This is a genomic window from Phreatobacter sp., from assembly GCF_052440005.1.
Lineage (GTDB): Bacteria > Pseudomonadota > Alphaproteobacteria > Rhizobiales > Phreatobacteraceae > Phreatobacter.
This window is the reverse complement of the sequence record NZ_JBQVQL010000029.1, coordinates 1-15944: the sequence shown is the minus strand read 5'-3', so window position 1 is coordinate 15944 and position 15944 is coordinate 1. Positions and strand designations below refer to the sequence as shown.

Here is a 15944-nt window from a genome sequence, read left to right as displayed (position 1 = left end):
TCTCCGCCACAGTGCCTGCCGCTGATGTCCGTGAATCTGGAACGCCGCCCCCATGCCGTCCCTCACCCTGAAAGCCCTGCTTGCCGAGGACACGCCCCCGGGGCTCGCGGCCCTCGCGGTATCCGGCGTCACCGCCGATAGCCGGGCGGTCGCGGCCGGCACCCTCTTCTTCGCGCTGAAGGGCGAGAAGACCGACGGGCTGGCCTATGCGCCGGCCGCCGCCGCGGCAGGAGCCGCCGCCATCGTCACCGACAGGGGGGATGCGCCGGCCGAGGTCGCGGGCGTCCCCGTCGTCACCGTCGCCAATGCCCGCTTGAGCCTGGCGCTTGCCGCGAGCCGCTTCCATCCGCGCCAGCCCGGCACCATCGCCGCCGTCACCGGCACGTCCGGCAAGACCTCCGTTGCCGCCTTCCTGCGGCAGATCTTCGCGGCCGAGGGCCATCCCGCCGCGTCCATCGGCACGGTCGGCGTGGTCCGCCCCTCGGGCGACGTCTATGGCGGGCTCACCACGCCCGACCCGATGACGCTGCACGAGATCCTCGACACCCTCGCCGGGGAGGGCGTCACCCACGTCGCCTTCGAGGCCTCCTCGCACGGGCTTGACCAGCACCGCCTCGACGGCGTGCGCATCCAGGCGGCCGGCTTCACCAACCTCTCCCGCGACCACCTCGACTATCACCACACGTTCGAGGCCTACCGGGCCGCCAAGCTCCGCCTCTTCACCGACCTGCTGCCGCCTGGCGGCACCGCCGTCGTAATGGCGGGCGAGGAAGGCGCGCCCTTCATCGCAGCGGCGCGGGCGCGCGGCCAGAAGCTCATCGTCATCGGTCGTGACCCCGCGCTGGCGGCAGAGGGTATCGCCATCCTCTCCGAGGTCATCGACGGCGCGGCGCAGAGGGTCGAGATCGCGGCCTTCGGCGCCCGCCAAGCCATCCGCATTCCGCTCCTCGGCCGCTTCCAGGTCGACAACGCCCTTCTCGCCGCGGGCCTCGCCATCGGCTGCGGCGTCGCCCCCGCGCGCGCCTTCGCCGCCCTCTCCGGGCTCGAGGGAGCGAAGGGCCGGCTCGAATTCGTCGGCGCCAAGGACGGCGCGCCCGTTGTCGTCGACTATGCCCACAAGCCCGGCGCCCTGGAGACGGTCCTCGACGCCGCCCGTCCCTTCGCCGCGGGACGCCTCGTCGTCGTGGTCGGCTGCGGCGGCGACCGCGATCCCGGCAAGCGGCCGATGATGGGCCGCATCGCCGTGGAGAAGGCCGACCGCGTCATCGTCACCGATGACAATCCGCGCTCCGAGGATCCGGCCGCCATCCGCGCCGCCATCATGGCCGCGGCCCCTGGCGCCGAGGAGATCGGCGACCGCGCCGAGGCGATCCGCGCCGCCGTCCGCGATCTCAAGGCCGGCGACCTCCTCGTCATCGCCGGCAAGGGCCACGAGACCGGTCAGATCGTCGGCTCCGTCACGCTTCCTTTCTCCGACCACGACGTCGCTGCTGCGGCGATCCGCGAATTCTCCACCTCCTCCGCCGTGAAAGGGCCGGCCGCATGAGCCAGCAGCCTCTGTGGACCACCGAAGCGCTGGCGCGTGCCATGGGCGGCCGCCTCGTCGGCGCGCCGGCCGCCACCGTCACCGACCTGTCCATCGACACCCGCACCCTCGCCGCGGGCGAAGCCTATGTCGCCATCAAGGGCCACGCCCATGACGGCCACGCCTTCGTTCAGGCGGCGCTCGACAAGGGCGCGGCGGTCGCCGTGGTCTCGCAGGAATGGGCTCAGGCCGCCCCTCCCGGCGCTTACCTGGTCGTCGCCGACCCGCTGAAGGCGCTGGAGAAGGCCGGCACCGTCGCCCGCTCCCGCACGGCCGCGAAAATCCTCGCGGTGACCGGCTCCATCGGCAAGACCTCCACCAAGGAGGCGCTCGCCCACGTCCTCTCACGCGAAGGGCGCACCCACGCTCCGCCGAAGAGCTTCAACAACCATATCGGCGTGCCTCTGACGCTCTCGCGCATGCCGGCGGGCAGCCAGTTCGGCGTCTTCGAGATCGGCATGAACCATGCCGGCGAGATCACGCCACTGACGCGGATGGTGAAGCCCGACATCGCCGTCATCACCAACATCGAGGCCGTCCACATCGAGAACCTCGGCACGATCGAAGCCATCGCCGATGCCAAGGCGGAGATCTTCGCGGGCGTCGAGCACGGAGGCGCGGCGGTCCTGCCGCGCGACAGCCGTCATTTCGAGCGCCTCGCCCGCGCGGCGCGCGCCGCCGGCATCGAGACCATCGTCAGCTTCGGCGAGCACGAGGAGGCGGACGTGCGCCTGCTGCGCGTCGTCCTCGCCGCCGACTGCTCCACCGTCTATGCCCGGGTGATGGAGACCGACGTCACCTACAAGCTCGGCTCCCCCGGCCGCCACCTCGCCATGAACTCCCTCGCCGTCCTCGCCGCGGCGAAGCTCGCCGGCGCCGACCTCGCCGTCGCCGCCCTGACGCTCGGCGAGACGCGGGCCGTGGCCGGGCGCGGCGAGCGCACCCAGCGGCGGCTCGCCTCCGGCTCCTTCACGCTCCTCGACGAGAGCTACAACGCCAATCCGGTCTCGGTACGGGCGGCGATCGCCGTGCTCGGCACCGCGCCGAAGGGTCCGGAGGGCCGCCGCATCGCCGTGCTCGGCGACATGCTGGAACTCGGGCCCGAGGGGGCGGCCCTCCACGCCGGCCTCGCCGAACCGCTCGACAAGGCCGGCATCGACCTCGTCTTCTGCTCCGGCCCGCTGATGGACAACCTGTGGAAGGTGCTGCCGCCGCACCGGCGCGGCGCCTGGACCGCGACCTCGGCCGAGCTCGAACCCCTGGTGATGCGGGCCCTCAGGGCGGGCGACGTCGCCATGGTCAAGGGCTCGCGCGGCAGCCTCATGGCGCCCGTGGTCGAGGCGCTGAAACGCCGGTTCCCGCCGGTTCCCGCCGACGAGCACCAGGGCGTGGCCTGAACGGTCGCGGCGGCGGACTTTGCGTCCGCCGCGCGGCAGGGCATATCGACATGAACCACACCGGGGGCGGCGGTGGTGATTCGCTTGCCGGCTTCGCGGCGCGACGGACGAAAGACGACGACAACGATGTTCGCCTTCCTTGCCGAATTCTCCGGCGTCTTCTCGCCGCTCAACATCTTCCGCTACATCACCTTCCGCACCGGCGGCGCCATCTTCACGGCGCTGATCTTCGTCTTCCTGTTCGGACCCGGGCTGATCCAGCTCCTGCGCCTGAAGCAGGGCAAGGGCCAGCCGATCCGCGCCGACGGCCCCGAGACGCACCTCGCCAAGAAGGGGACGCCCACCATGGGCGGGCTGATGATCCTCTCCGGCCTTCTGGTCGCGACCCTGCTCTGGGCGAACCTGCGCAGCCCCTATGTCTGGATCCTGCTCTTCGTCCTGCTCGGCTTCGGCGCCATCGGATTCTACGACGACTATCTCAAGGTGACGAAACAGACCCATGCGGGCTTTTCCAGCAAGGCCCGTCTGGCGCTGGAGTTCCTCATCGCCGGCCTCGCCGTCACCGCCGTCATGTCGGTCACCCGCGAGCCGCTCAACACCTCGATCTTCTTCCCCTTCATCAAGGACCTGTCGATCAACATCGGCTACCTGATGATCCTGTTCGGGGCCTTCGTCATCGTCGGCTCCGGCAACGCTGTGAACCTCACCGACGGGCTCGACGGCCTCGCCATCGTGCCGGTGATGATCGCCGCCGGCACCTTCGGCGTCATCGCGTACCTGTCCGGCAACGCCTTCTTCGCCAACTACCTGCAGATCACCCATGTGCCCGGCACCGGCGAGATCATCGTCATCATCGGCGCGCTGATCGGCGCCGGCCTCGGCTTCCTGTGGTTCAACGCGCCTCCCGCCCACATCTTCATGGGCGATACCGGTTCGCTCGCCCTCGGCGGCCTCATCGGCACCATCGCCGTGGCGGTGAAGCACGAGATCGTGCTGCTGGTGGTGGGCGGCCTGTTCGTACTCGAAGCCGTGTCGGTCATCGTCCAGGTCGTCTCCTTCAAGCTCACCGGCAAGCGCGTCTTCCGCATGGCGCCGATCCACCATCACTTCGAGAAGAAGGGCTGGTCGGAGCCGCAGGTGGTCGTCCGCTTCTGGATCATCGCCTTCGTCCTGGCTCTCGCCGGCCTGTCGACGCTGAAGCTGCGGTGACATGATCCCCGTCACCACCTTCAAGGGCGCCTCCGTCGCCGTCTTCGGGCTCGGCGGGTCGGGTCTCGCCACCTGCGCGGCGCTGGCGGCCGGCGGCGCCCGCGTCATCGCCTGGGACGACAGCCCCGCCTCCCTGGCCAGGGCCGAGGCCGCCGGCCACGAGACTGCCGACCTCCGCCATATCGACTGGTCGGGCATCGCCGCCCTGGTTCTTGCCCCCGGCGTGCCGCTCACCCTTCCGGCGCCGCACTGGAGCGTCGGCCTCGCCCGCGTCAACGGCGTCGAGGTGCTCGGCGACATTGAACTCTTCTGCCGCGAGCGCCGCGCCACCGCGCCCCGCTCGCCCTTCGTCGCCATCACCGGCACCAACGGCAAGTCGACCACCACGGCGCTGATCACCCACATCCTCGCCGAGACCGGCCGCGATCCGCAGATGGGTGGCAATATCGGCACCGCCGTCCTGTCGCTGGCGCCCCCCGCCGCCGGGCGCAGCCACGTGGTGGAGTGCTCCTCCTTCCAGATCGACCTGACGCCGTCGATCGATCCTCTCGTCGGCATCTGCCTCAACGTCACGCCCGACCATCTCGACCGCCACGGCACGATCGACCTCTATGCCGCCGTCAAGGAGCGCCTCGTCGCCGGCGTTCAGCCGGGAGGCACGGCGATCGTCGGCATCGACGACCGCCACAGCCAGACCATGGCCGACCGCGCCGAGCGGGCCGGGCACCGCACCGTGCGTATTTCCATCCGCAATCCCGTCGCCGACGGGCTCTGCCTCGAGGGGGGAGACATCCTGCGCATGCAGGCCGGCGCCGTGGTCCGCCGCTTTTCCATCGCCGCCGCGGGGGCCCTGCGCGGCACCCACAATGCCCAGAACGCCATGGCCGCCTATGCCGCCTGCGAGGCGCTCGGTCTGTCCCACGAGGCCATCGTCCGGGCCATGCTGACCTTCCCCGGCCTCGCCCACCGCATGGAACAGGTAGGGCGCATCGGCCGGGTGCTCTTCGTCAACGATTCCAAGGCGACCAATGCCGATTCCGCCGAGAAGGCCCTCGCCGCCTTCTCCGACGTCTACTGGATCGCCGGCGGCACCCCGAAGGAGGGCGGCATCGCCCCGCTTGCCCGCTTCTTCCCGCGCATCCGCAAGTCCTACCTGATCGGCAAGTCGGCGGCCGACTTTGCCGCAACCCTCGGCGACCATCCCCATGTGATCGCCGGAACCCTCGACCGGGCCGTGGCCCTGGCGGCGGCCGATGCCGCGGCCGACGGCGCCGCGGATCCCGTCGTGCTGCTCTCGCCAGCCTGCGCCAGCTACGACCAGTTCCCGAATTTCGAGGTGCGCGGCACGGCCTTCCGCGATCTGGTGCTCGCCATGCCGGGTGTGGCGAAGGTGTGAGCGGTCAGTCCGGCGCGATCAGCGCCAGGTCCGGGAAATAGGTCCGGTAGCGCCGGACATCCCGGGTCAGGAGCCGGTAGCCCGCCACGGTGGCATGGGCGCCGATGAAGAAGTCCGGGAGCGGCGAGGTCTTCTGGCCGCCGCGCCGACGATAGGCGAGGAAGGACTTGCCTGCCAGAAAAGCCGCGTCATAAGGCAAGGCTTCACGGTGAAGCACCGACGGAGGCAAAGCTGCGTCGGCGTCGGCCCTTCGGCTGAACCTTTGGGAGACCTCGGCAAAGATGATGGGGTTGATGACCAGCCGATAGTGGTCGGTTGCCTGCTCCAGCATCTGCGCTGACCAGAAAGACCAGCGTGCGTCCGTCGTCAAAACGTCCAGAAGGATATTGCTGTCGACCAGGATCGCGCTCATTCACTCCCCGCGTGTGAGAGCCATGATTTCGTCGGTCGTCATTTCGACGTCGCCACGTCCTCGCAGATGCGCGATCAGTCGTGCGCCCCGTCCCAGGATCGCGTCGGTGTGGACCGGCACGATCCGAACAGTCGAACCTTCAACCTGGAACGTGACTTCGGTATCGGGCAGAAGCCCCGCCTTCTCGCGAATGTCGGCAGGAATGGTGACCTGCCCCTTGGCTGTGACACGCATGGAGCACCCCTGTTCTTCGTCAAATCTAGGCCATCGCCCCCAACCCGGCAATCGCCGACGGCCCGCCTGCGCAGTTAACGAAGCGTTGAGCGACGCCCTTTAGATTTCCTGAAAGCCGTTGCGCGGACGGCGTCACAGGAAACGGGGACGGGGCATGATCTCCAGGGCTGAACGCACGGCCTTCGGCGAATGGTGGTGGACCGTCGACCGTCTCCTGCTCTCGGCCCTGTTCGGGCTGATGCTGGCCGGTATCGTCCTCTCGCTGGCGGCTTCCCCCGCCGTCGCCCATCGCATCGGCCTCGATACGTTCCATTTCGTCAACCGGCAGGTCTTCTTCCTCGTCCCGGCGACCGCCGTTCTGATCGCCACCTCCTTCCTGTCGCCCTACTGGATCCGCCGCCTCGCCTTCGTCGCCTTCCTCGGCGCGCTGGTGCTCGTGGTGGCGACGCTGTTCATCGGCGCCGAGATCAAGGGCGCCCGGCGCTGGCTCAACTTCGCCGGCATCGGCCTGCAGCCCTCCGAGTTCCTGAAGCCTGCCTTCGTGGTGCTCGCCGCCTGGCTCTTCGCCGAGAGCGCCAAGCGGCCGGAGATGCCGGCCAACCTCCTCGCCATGCTGCTGCTCGGCGCCACCGTCACGCCGCTCGTCCTCCAGCCCGACGTCGGCCAGACCTCGCTCATCATCGCCGTCTGGGCGGCGCTGTTCTTCATGGCGGGGATGCGCTGGCTCTGGGTCTTCGGCCTCGCGGGGGTGGGCGCTGCCGGCATCGCCGCCGCCTATTTCACCTTCCCGCACGTGCGCCGGCGCATCGACAAGTTCATGGAGCCGGGCACCTCCGACACCTTCCAGGTCGACGTCGCCATCGACGCCTTCCAGCAGGGCGGCTGGTTCGGCAAGGGCCCGGGCGAGGGCACGGTGAAGCGGATCATCCCCGATAGCCACACCGACTTCATCTTCGCCGTCGCGGCCGAGGAGTTCGGCGCGATCCTCTGCCTCGTCATCATCGCCCTCTTCGCCTTCGTGGTGCTGCGCTCGCTGAACCACGCGCTGAAGGACGAGGATCCGTTCTGCCGCTTTGCGGTCGCGGGCCTCGCCATGCTCTTCGGCCTGCAGAGCTGCATCAACCTGATGGTCAACCTGCACCTCATCCCGCCGAAGGGCATGACGCTGCCCTTCGTCTCCTATGGCGGCTCCTCGCTCATCGCGCTCGCCTTCGGCATGGGCATGCTCATCGCCCTGACGCGGCGGCGCCCCCGTGCCGAGACGCTCGCCGAACTCAGCCACTACCAGGCGAGCAGGGCCTGACATGGCGCAGCCGCTCATCCTCGTCTGCGCCGGCGGCACCGGCGGCCACCTCTTCCCGGCGGAAGCCCTGTCGGTGGCGCTCGCCGCCCGCGGCTGCCTCGTCGATCTCGTCACCGACGAGCGTGCCGAGAAGTACGGCCGGGCCTTCCCCGCCCGCGCCACCCACATCGTCTCCTCCGCCACCATCGGCTCGAAGAACCCGCTGGCGCTGGCCAAGACGGTCTTCGCGCTCGGCAGCGGCTATCTGCACGCCCGCAAGATCATCCGGGTGCTCAAGCCCGCCGCCGTGATCGGCTTCGGCGGCTATCCCACGCTGCCACCGATGTTCGCGGCGACCCAGCTCGGCGTGCCGAGCCTGATCCATGACCAGAACGCCGTGATGGGCCGCGCCAACCGCCAGCTCTCTGGCCGCGTGACGGCCATCGCCACGTCCTTCCCGGGCGTGCTCGACGGCGATCCCGCGCTCGCGGCCAAGGCGACCTTCACCGGCAATCCCGTCCGCCCGATGGTCATCGCGGCGGCGGCGACGCCCTATGACGCGCCGGTGGCGGACGGACCGTTCCGGCTCTGCGTCTTCGGCGGCAGCCAGGGCGCGCGGGTGATGAGCGAAATCCTGCCCGCGGCGCTCGAGCAGGTGGACGCGGCGCTGCGCTCCCGCCTTCACCTCGTCCAGCAGGCCCGCACCGAGGACAAGGCGTCGGTCGAGGCTGCCTATGCCCGGCTCGGTGTCGCGGCCGAGGTCGCACCCTTCTTCGTCGACCTGCCGGACCGCCTGGCGCGCGCCCATCTGGTCGTTGCCCGCTCCGGCGCCTCGACCGTGGCCGAACTCTCCGTCATCGGCCGGCCGTCCATTCTGGTGCCGTTGCCGCACGCCCTCGACCAGGACCAGCTGATGAATGCCGCGACGCTGGCCGCAGCGGGAGCGGCGACGGTCGTCAAGCAGGCGGACTTCACCCCAGCCTGGCTCGCCGGCGAACTCGCCCGGCTCCTCGCCGATCCGACGCCTCTGGCCACTGCCGCCGCCGCCGCCCGCGCCCAGGGCCATGCCGATGCCGCCGACCGCCTCGCCGACCTGGTGATGAAGACCGCGGGGATCGGATGATGGCCTCGCACTGACTTGATGCAGCCATCATTCTCCAGCTTCTGACCGCACCCTCCGAATCCGCAAGAAGACGCCTCATGAAACTGCCCCGCGACATCGGACCCATCCATTTCATCGGCATCGGCGGCATCGGCATGTCCGGCATCGCCGAGGTGCTGCTCAACCTCGGCTACAAGGTGCAGGGGTCGGACGCCGCCGAGGGCTACACGATCAAGCGGCTGAAGGACCGGGGCGCCACCGTCTCCATCGGCCATGCCGCCGAGAACCTCGGCGGGGCCGAGGTGGTCGTGGTCTCCACCGCCATCCGAAAGGACAATCCCGAACTCGTCGCCGCCCGCGAGCGGCGCATTCCTGTGGTGCGCCGCGCCGAGATGCTGGCCGAGCTGATGCGGCTGAAGTCCTGCGTCGCCATCGCCGGCACCCATGGCAAGACGACCACGACCTCGATGGTCTCGACCCTGCTCGACGCCGGCGGCTTCGATCCGACCATCGTCAATGGCGGCATCATCAATGCCCTCGGGACCAATGCCCGCCTTGGCGCCGGCAACTGGATGGTGGTCGAGGCGGACGAGAGTGACGGCTCCTTCCTCAAGCTGCCGGCTGATGTCGCCATCGTCACCAACATCGACCCCGAGCATCTCGACCATTACGGCACTTTCGACGCGGTGAAGACCGCCTTCCGCTCCTTCATCGAGAACCTGCCCTTCTACGGCTTCGGCGTCATGTGCATCGACCATCCGGTGGTGCAGGACATGGTCGGCGCCATCGCCGACCGTCGGGTCGTCACCTATGGCGAGAACCCGCAGGCCGACGTGCGCCTCATGGACGTCGACCTCACCGGCGGCCAGTGCCGTTTCAAGATCCAGTTCCGCGACCGGGCCGGCGCCCTTCTCGAGGAGATCGACGACCTCGTCCTGCCCATGCCCGGCCGCCACAACGCCCTCAACGCCACCGCCGCCATCGCGGTCGCGCGCGAGCTCGGCATGGCGGGCCCGCAGATCCGCAAGGCCCTCGCCGGCTTCGGCGGCGTCAAGCGGCGCTTCACCCGCACCGGCGCGTGGAACGGCGCCACCATCTTCGACGACTACGGCCACCACCCCGTGGAGATCGCCGCGGTGCTGAAGGCGGCGCGCGCCTCCACCGACAGCCAAGTCATCGCCATCGTCCAGCCGCACCGCTACACGCGGCTCGCCTCGCTGTTCAACGAGTTCTGCACCTGCTTCAACGACGCCGACCACGTCATCGTCGCCGAGGTCTATGCCGCCGGCGAGCAGCCGATCCCGGGCGCCTCGCGTGACGACCTCGTCTCGGGCCTCAAGACGCGCGGCCACAAGTCGGTGGTGGCGCTGGAGAGCCCGGCGCGCCTCGCCAGCCTGGTGGCGGGCGTGGCCAAGCCCGGCGACTACGTCATCTGCCTCGGCGCCGGCAACATCACGCAATGGGCCTACGCCCTGCCGGGCGAGCTCGAGGCCCTGGCGCGGGAGTGACCGTGTTCGACGACATCACGCCGCTGATCCGCAGCCTCGCGCCGGACCTGCGCGGGCGCCTGGCCGCCAACGAGCCGATGGCGCCGCTGACCTGGTTCCGCGTCGGCGGGCCGGCGCAGGTGCTCTTCACGCCGGAGGACGAGGCCGACCTCGCCTATCTGCTCTCCCGGCTTCCCGCCGACATGCCGGTCATGCCGGTGGGCGTCGGCTCCAACCTCATCGTCCGTGACGGTGGCGTCGAAGGCATCGTCGTGCGCCTTCGCCCGCGCGGCTTCGGCGAGGTGACGGTGGAGGGCACGCGTATCAGCGCCGGCGCCGTGGCCCCGGACAAGCGCGTGGCGGAGGCGGCCGCCGCCGCCGGCCTCGGCGGGCTCGAGTTCTACTATGGCATTCCCGGCACCATCGGCGGCGCGCTGACCATGAATGCCGGCGCCAACGGCGGCGAGACCAAGGACGTGCTGGTGGAGGCCCGCGCCCTCACCCGCGAGGGCGAGACGCTGATCCTCTCCAACGCCGCCATGAATTTCGCCTACCGCAAGTCCGACGTCGGCCGCCCTGTGATCTTCACCGGTGCCATCTTCGAGGGCGTGCCGACCGACGCCGCGATCATCCGCGAGCGGATGGAGGCCGTGCAGCACCATCGCGAGACGGTGCAGCCCATCCGCGAGAAGACCGGCGGCTCCACCTTCAAGAACCCGCCCGGCCATTCCGCCTGGAAACTGGTCGACGCCGCCGGCTGCCGCGGCCTCCGGCTCGGCGGCGCGCAGGTGTCCGAGATGCACTGCAACTTCCTCATCAACACCGGCACCGCCACCGCCGCCGACATCGAGGCGCTCGGCGAGGAGGTGCGCCGGCGGGTGAGGGAGACGAGCGGCGTCGAATTGCATTGGGAAATCAAGCGCGTGGGCCTGCCGCAGGCCTGACGGAAGGACTGACCATGACCAAACCCCACGTCGCCGTCCTCTATGGCGGCTGGTCCGCCGAACGCGAGGTCTCGCTCGCCTCCGGCACGGCCTGCGCCGACGCGCTGGAGAGCCGCGGCTACCGGGTGACGCGGGTGGACGTCGGCCGCGACATCGCGCTGAAGCTGGCCGAGCTGAAGCCGGACGTGGCGCTCAACGTCACCCACGGTCGCCCCGGCGAGGACGGCACGCTCGCCGGCATCCTCGAGGTCATGCAAATCCCCTACAGCCATTCCGGCGTCATGGCCTCGGCGCTCTGCATGGACAAGGCCATGGCCAAGAAGGTCATGGCGGCGGCGGGCGTCCCGGTCCCCGGCGGCTTCATCGTGCCGCGCCGGGAGGCCGCGCGCGAGCACCTGCTGCCGCGCCCCTACGTGATCAAGCCGAACACCGACGGCTCCTCGCTCGGCGTCTTCATCGTCACGAAGGACCACGAGCACCCGCCGCAGGAACTGCACTCCACCGAGTGGACCCTCGGCGAATCGGTGCTGGTCGAACCCTTCATTGCGGGCAAGGAGCTGACCTGTGCGGTAATGGGCGACCGCGCCCTCGGCGTCATCGAGATCACCTTCGCCGGAACCTTCTACGACTACGAGGCGAAATATGCCCCGGGAGGGTCCAAGCACCTGATTCCGGCGCCGCTTAAACCAAATATTTACTCTGAGGTTCAAAGACTGTCCCTCGCAGCGCATCAGGCGCTCGGCTGTAAAGGGGTCAGCCGTGCGGACTTCAGATACGACGATACGCCCGGCGGAACCGGGCAGCTCGTCTGCCTCGAAGTCAACACGCAGCCCGGGATGACCGGGACTTCGCTCGTCCCCGACATGGCCGCTCACGAAGGTGTCTCGTTCGCCGAGCTGGTCGAATGGATGGTATTGGACGCGTCTCTCGATCGTTGACCGCCAGGCTCGCCGGAGCCGGGGCGGACGCGCTCGCCCAGGCCAGCGACAGGCTGCGGTCCTCCGCCGCCCCGTCGCGCCGGGAGGCCGCGTTCGACGACTACAGCCGGCCGAGCGCCGCGGGCCTCCGCCTGCGCCGGCTGTCGAGCCGCATCGCCAGCATCCGCCTGCCGCGCCGGACCGGCCTCCTCGCCACCCTCGCCCTCTTCGCCGCCACCGGCCTCTACGGCGTCCAGCGCGGCGGCCACTGGCCCGTCGTCAACGAGGCGCTGCTCTCCGTCGGTGACCGCGCCGCCAATGCCGCGGGCCTCCAGGTGCGCGGCGTCCGCCTCACCGGCAACAGCCAGATGAGCCACGCCCAGGTCCTCGAGGCGGCGGGCGTCCACCCCGAGACCTCGGTGCTGTTCTTCGATGCCGACCAGGCCCGCGAGCGCCTGAAGGCCAATTCCTGGATCGCCGACGCCACGGTGCAGAAGCTCTATCCGGACCAGATCATGATCTCGGTCGTCGAGCGCGAGCCCTTCGCGCTGTGGCAGCGCGACGGCCGCATCCAGGTCATCGCCGCCGACGGCCGCGTCATCGTCGACCACCTCGATGCCCGCTTCCAGCACCTGCCGCTCCTCGTGGGCAAGGGCGCCGAGGAGCGCGCCCGCGAGATCGTCGGCCTTCTCGCCGACCATCGGGAGGTCGCCAAGGTGGTGCGCGCCGCCGTGCTCGTCGCCGAGCGCCGCTGGACCCTCGTGCTCAAGAACGGAATCGACGTGCGCCTGCCCGACACCGACCTCGACCGAGCCATGGTCGACCTCGCCCGCCTCGACGGGGAGCGCCGGCTGATGACCCGCGACGTCACCATGATCGACATGCGTATTCCAGGCCGTGTCACCGTCCGCCTGTCGGAGGACGCGATGCGGGCCCACGAGGCGGCCCTCAAGGAGCGCGACCGCGAGCGTGCCCGCCGTCGCGCCCAGCAGGGCCAGCGCACATGACCTCACCCTTCCGCCACGGCCTGACCCCGAAGATGCGCCCGATCTCGCCGAAGCGTTCGGCGATCATGTGCGTCCTCGACATCGGCACCTCCAAGATCGTCTGCATGATCGTGCGGCTGCGTCCGCGCGAGGGCACCGACATCCTGCCCAACCGCACCCACAAGGCGGAGATCCTCGGCATCGGCCACACCCGCGCCCGCGGCATGAAGGCCGGCGCCATCGCCGACATGGCCAAGGCCGAGGCGGCGATCCGTCAGGCGGTGGACGCCGCCGAGCGCATGGCCGAGGTCCAGGTCGACCGCGTCATCGTCACGGTCTCCGCCGGCCGCATCGGCTCGGAGCAGTACGAGGCCCGCGTCACCTGCCCCTCGCCCCGCGTCGAGGAGCAGGACCTGCACCGCGTGCTGCAGGCCGCCTCCGACCATTCGGTGCGGCAGGGCAGGGCGGTGCTGCACTCCATGCCCATCGGCTTCCGCCTCGACGACACCCGCGGCATCAAGGACCCGCGCGGCATGCTCGGCTCCTCGCTCGGCGTCGACATGCACGTCGTCACCTGCGACGCCGCCACCGCCCGCAACCTCATGCTCTGCATCGAGCGCTGCCACCTGACGGTGGAGGCCCTCGTCGCCGCCCCCTTCGCCGCCGGCCTCGCCGTGCTCACCGACGACGAGGCCGAGCTCGGCACGGTCTGCCTCGACATGGGCGCCGGCACCACGACCCTTTCGGTCTTCGCCGGCGGCCACTTCGTCCATGCCGACGCCGTGGCCGTGGGGTCCCACCACGTCACCATGGACCTCGCCCGCGGCCTGTCGACACGCCTCTCCGACGCCGAGCGGATCAAGGTGCTCAACGGCGCCTGCTTCGCCGCCAAGTCCGACGAGCGCGACATCGTCAACGTGCCCTCCATCTCCGAGGACGAGCGCGACATCCCCAATTCGGTCTCGCGGGCGCAGATCATCCGCATCATCCGGCCGCGCGTCGACGAGATCCTCGAAATGGTGCGCGACCGCCTGGTCGCCGCCGGCTCGGCCGCCGAAGTCGGCCGCCGCCTCGTCCTCACCGGCGGCGGCGCGCAGCTCCCCGGCCTCGCCGATCTCGCCGCACAGGTCTTCGGCCGCCAGGTCCGGGTCGCCCGGCCGGTCGGCATCACCGGATTGCCCGACAGCGCCAAGGGACCGCCCTTCGCGGCCGCGGTCGGGCTCACCGTCTATCCGCAGATCGCGGGTGCCGAGCATTTCGAACCGCAGCGGCGCTTCCTCGCCGCCACCGGGACGGACGGCTACTTCACCCGCGTCGGCCGCTGGATCAGGGACAGTTTCTAGACCATTCCGGTCGCGTCAATGCGGCCCGGACCCGAGCATGCGAAGCCGGTTGCCGCCGGTGAAGCACCGACAGTAGAAAAGCGACGTGGCAGTCGCGTGAGTGATTCGAACGAGGCTCATGATGACCATCAACCTGAAGATGCCCGACATTCGGGAACTGAAGCCCCGGATCACCGTATTCGGCGTCGGCGGTGCTGGCGGAAACGCCGTCAACAACATGATCGAGGGCGGCCTTCAGGGCTGTGACTTCGTCGTCGCCAATACCGACGCCCAGGCCCTGTCCTCGGCCAAGGCCGAGCGCATCATCCAGATGGGCCTCGCAGTCACGTCCGGCCTCGGCGCCGGTTCGCATCCGGAAGTCGGCGCCGCCGCGGCGGAAGAGGTCATCGACGAGATCCGTGACCAGCTCTCCGGCTCGCACATGGCCTTCATCACCGCCGGCATGGGTGGCGGCACGGGCACGGGCGCTGCCCCGGTCATCGCCCGCATCGCCCGCGAGCTCGGCATCCTCACCGTCGGCGTCGTCACCAAGCCCTTCCACTTCGAGGGCGTTCGCCGCATGAAGACGGCCGAGGCCGGCATCATCGAGCTGCAGAAGTCGGTCGACACCCTCATCGTCATCCCGAACCAGAACCTGTTCCGGGTGGCCAACGAGAAGACCACCTTCACCGACGCCTTCGCCATGGCCGACCAGGTGCTCTACTCGGGCGTCGCCTGCATCACCGACCTGATGGTCAAGGAAGGCCTGATCAACCTCGACTTCGCCGACGTCCGCGCCGTCATGCGCGACATGGGCAAGGCGATGATGGGCACGGGCGAGGCCACCGGCGAGCGCCGCGCCATCACCGCCGCCGAGGCCGCCATCGCCAACCCGCTCCTCGACGAGACCTCGATGAAGGGCGCCCGCGGCCTCCTCATCTCGATCACCGGTGGCAACGACCTCACCCTGTTCGAGGTGGACGAGGCTGCGACCCGCATCCGCGAGGAAGTGGACCCCGAGGCCAACATCATCCTCGGCGCCACCTTCGACACCGCTCTCGACGGCACCATCCGCGTCTCGGTCGTCGCCACGGGCATCGATCTGTCTGCCCAGGGCGCCAACACCCAGACCATCGCCGAGATGACCGCCAAGCTGCGCCAGAGCGCCCAGCGCATGGCCAACCTCCAGCAGCCCGCCCCGGCGCCGGCCCCCGCGCCGCAGCCGGTTGCCCAGGCACCGGTCGAGGCCGAGCCGCAGATCTACGACCTTCCCGCTGCCGAGGCGCCGGCCCCCGCCGCCGTCGTCACCGAGAGCGAGGTCGTCCTGCAGCCCGTCGTCGCGAAGCCCGCCCTCTTCCGCGAGGCCCCGGTCGAGCTCGACCAGCCGCTGATGCCGCCGCGCGACGAGCCGATCCCGGCCCGCGACTTCATCCCGCCGGCCGCCGAGAAGCCGATGCGCCCGGTCCGCATGCCCACGACGGACGAGCTGCCGCCCATCGTCCGCCAGCAGCTGCGCGCCGAGCCCGCCCCGGCCCCCCGGGCCGAGGACAACCCGGTGGAGCGCAAGCGCACCTCGCTGATGGAGAAGCTCCAGTCGATCGGCTTCACCCGCAAGGCGGAGACCGTCGAGGCTCCGGCCCCGGCGCCCCGCGCCGCCCCGCCGCTGCAGCC

At 70.1% G+C, this 15944-nt stretch carries 14 protein-coding genes; 12 read left to right on the top strand and 2 right to left on the bottom strand.

What is annotated here, in order from left to right; all coding sequences use genetic code 11:
* Positions 1-52 precede the first annotated feature (52 nt).
* The 4 genes from ACT6XY_RS09360 to murD all read left to right on the top strand — a co-directional run bounded on the left by ACT6XY_RS09360 (position 53) and on the right by murD (position 5587).
* On the top strand, positions 53-1546 hold the full coding sequence (locus ACT6XY_RS09360; protein ID WP_444748067.1) for a UDP-N-acetylmuramoyl-L-alanyl-D-glutamate--2,6-diaminopimelate ligase: 1494 nt from the start codon (positions 53-55) through the stop codon (positions 1544-1546).
* Positions 1543-2982, top strand: a complete 1440-nt coding sequence (locus tag ACT6XY_RS09355) for a UDP-N-acetylmuramoylalanyl-D-glutamyl-2,6-diaminopimelate--D-alanyl-D-alanine ligase (RefSeq protein ID WP_444748066.1) — start codon at positions 1543-1545, stop codon at positions 2980-2982. The genes ACT6XY_RS09360 and ACT6XY_RS09355 overlap by 4 nt, the downstream gene beginning before the upstream one ends.
* Positions 2983-3108: 126 nt before the next feature.
* The gene (mraY, locus tag ACT6XY_RS09350) at positions 3109-4191 is read left to right on the top strand and encodes a phospho-N-acetylmuramoyl-pentapeptide-transferase (RefSeq protein ID WP_444748065.1); all 1083 of its coding nucleotides are present in this window, start codon (positions 3109-3111) and stop codon (positions 4189-4191) included.
* Between the two features lies 1 nt (position 4192).
* Positions 4193-5587, top strand: coding sequence for a UDP-N-acetylmuramoyl-L-alanine--D-glutamate ligase (murD, locus tag ACT6XY_RS09345; RefSeq protein WP_444748064.1), 1395 nt, complete (start codon positions 4193-4195; stop codon positions 5585-5587).
* Positions 5588-5591: 4 nt separating this feature from the next.
* On the opposite strand, the gene ACT6XY_RS09340 is transcribed toward murD, so the two are convergent.
* Both ACT6XY_RS09340 and ACT6XY_RS09335 read right to left on the bottom strand, forming a co-directional pair.
* On the bottom strand, positions 5592-5999 hold the full coding sequence (locus tag ACT6XY_RS09340) for a type II toxin-antitoxin system VapC family toxin (protein ID WP_444748063.1): 408 nt from the start codon (positions 5997-5999) through the stop codon (positions 5592-5594).
* Positions 6000-6233, bottom strand: a complete 234-nt coding sequence (locus tag ACT6XY_RS09335; protein ID WP_444748062.1) for an AbrB/MazE/SpoVT family DNA-binding domain-containing protein — start codon at positions 6231-6233, stop codon at positions 6000-6002.
* 154 nt (positions 6234-6387) lie between these two features.
* On the opposite strand from ACT6XY_RS09335, the gene ftsW reads away from it, so the two are divergent.
* From ftsW to ftsZ, 8 genes are all read left to right on the top strand, one after another.
* Positions 6388-7536: a putative lipid II flippase FtsW gene (ftsW, locus tag ACT6XY_RS09330; protein WP_444748061.1), complete on the top strand. Its 1149-nt coding sequence runs from the start codon at positions 6388-6390 to the stop codon at positions 7534-7536.
* Position 7537: 1 nt separating this feature from the next.
* Positions 7538-8638, top strand: coding sequence for an undecaprenyldiphospho-muramoylpentapeptide beta-N-acetylglucosaminyltransferase (gene murG / locus ACT6XY_RS09325; RefSeq protein WP_444748060.1), 1101 nt, complete (start codon positions 7538-7540; stop codon positions 8636-8638).
* A 77-nt stretch (positions 8639-8715) separates the two neighbouring features.
* Positions 8716-10125, top strand: coding sequence for a UDP-N-acetylmuramate--L-alanine ligase (murC, locus tag ACT6XY_RS09320; protein WP_444748059.1), 1410 nt, complete (start codon positions 8716-8718; stop codon positions 10123-10125).
* Complete coding sequence (gene murB / locus ACT6XY_RS09315; RefSeq protein WP_444748058.1) at positions 10077-11048, top strand: UDP-N-acetylmuramate dehydrogenase; 972 nt, start codon at positions 10077-10079, stop codon at positions 11046-11048. The genes murC and murB overlap by 49 nt, the downstream gene beginning before the upstream one ends.
* 14 nt (positions 11049-11062) lie before the next feature.
* Positions 11063-11986 carry a D-alanine--D-alanine ligase gene (locus ACT6XY_RS09310; protein ID WP_444748057.1) on the top strand — a complete coding sequence of 308 codons (924 nt, stop codon included), beginning with the start codon at positions 11063-11065 and terminating at the stop codon, positions 11984-11986.
* Entirely contained in the window at positions 11983-12972 is a 990-nt protein-coding gene (locus ACT6XY_RS09305; protein WP_444748056.1) for a cell division protein FtsQ/DivIB, read from the top strand. The genes ACT6XY_RS09310 and ACT6XY_RS09305 overlap by 4 nt, the downstream gene beginning before the upstream one ends.
* Positions 12969-14294 (top strand): cell division protein FtsA, encoded by a 1326-nt coding sequence (gene ftsA, locus ACT6XY_RS09300; protein WP_444748055.1) that lies wholly within the window; start codon positions 12969-12971, stop codon positions 14292-14294. The genes ACT6XY_RS09305 and ftsA overlap by 4 nt, the downstream gene beginning before the upstream one ends.
* Positions 14295-14415: 121 nt before the next feature.
* Positions 14416-15944: cell division protein FtsZ (gene ftsZ, locus ACT6XY_RS09295; RefSeq protein WP_444748054.1), on the top strand; the 1529-nt coding region annotated here is incomplete at its 3' end.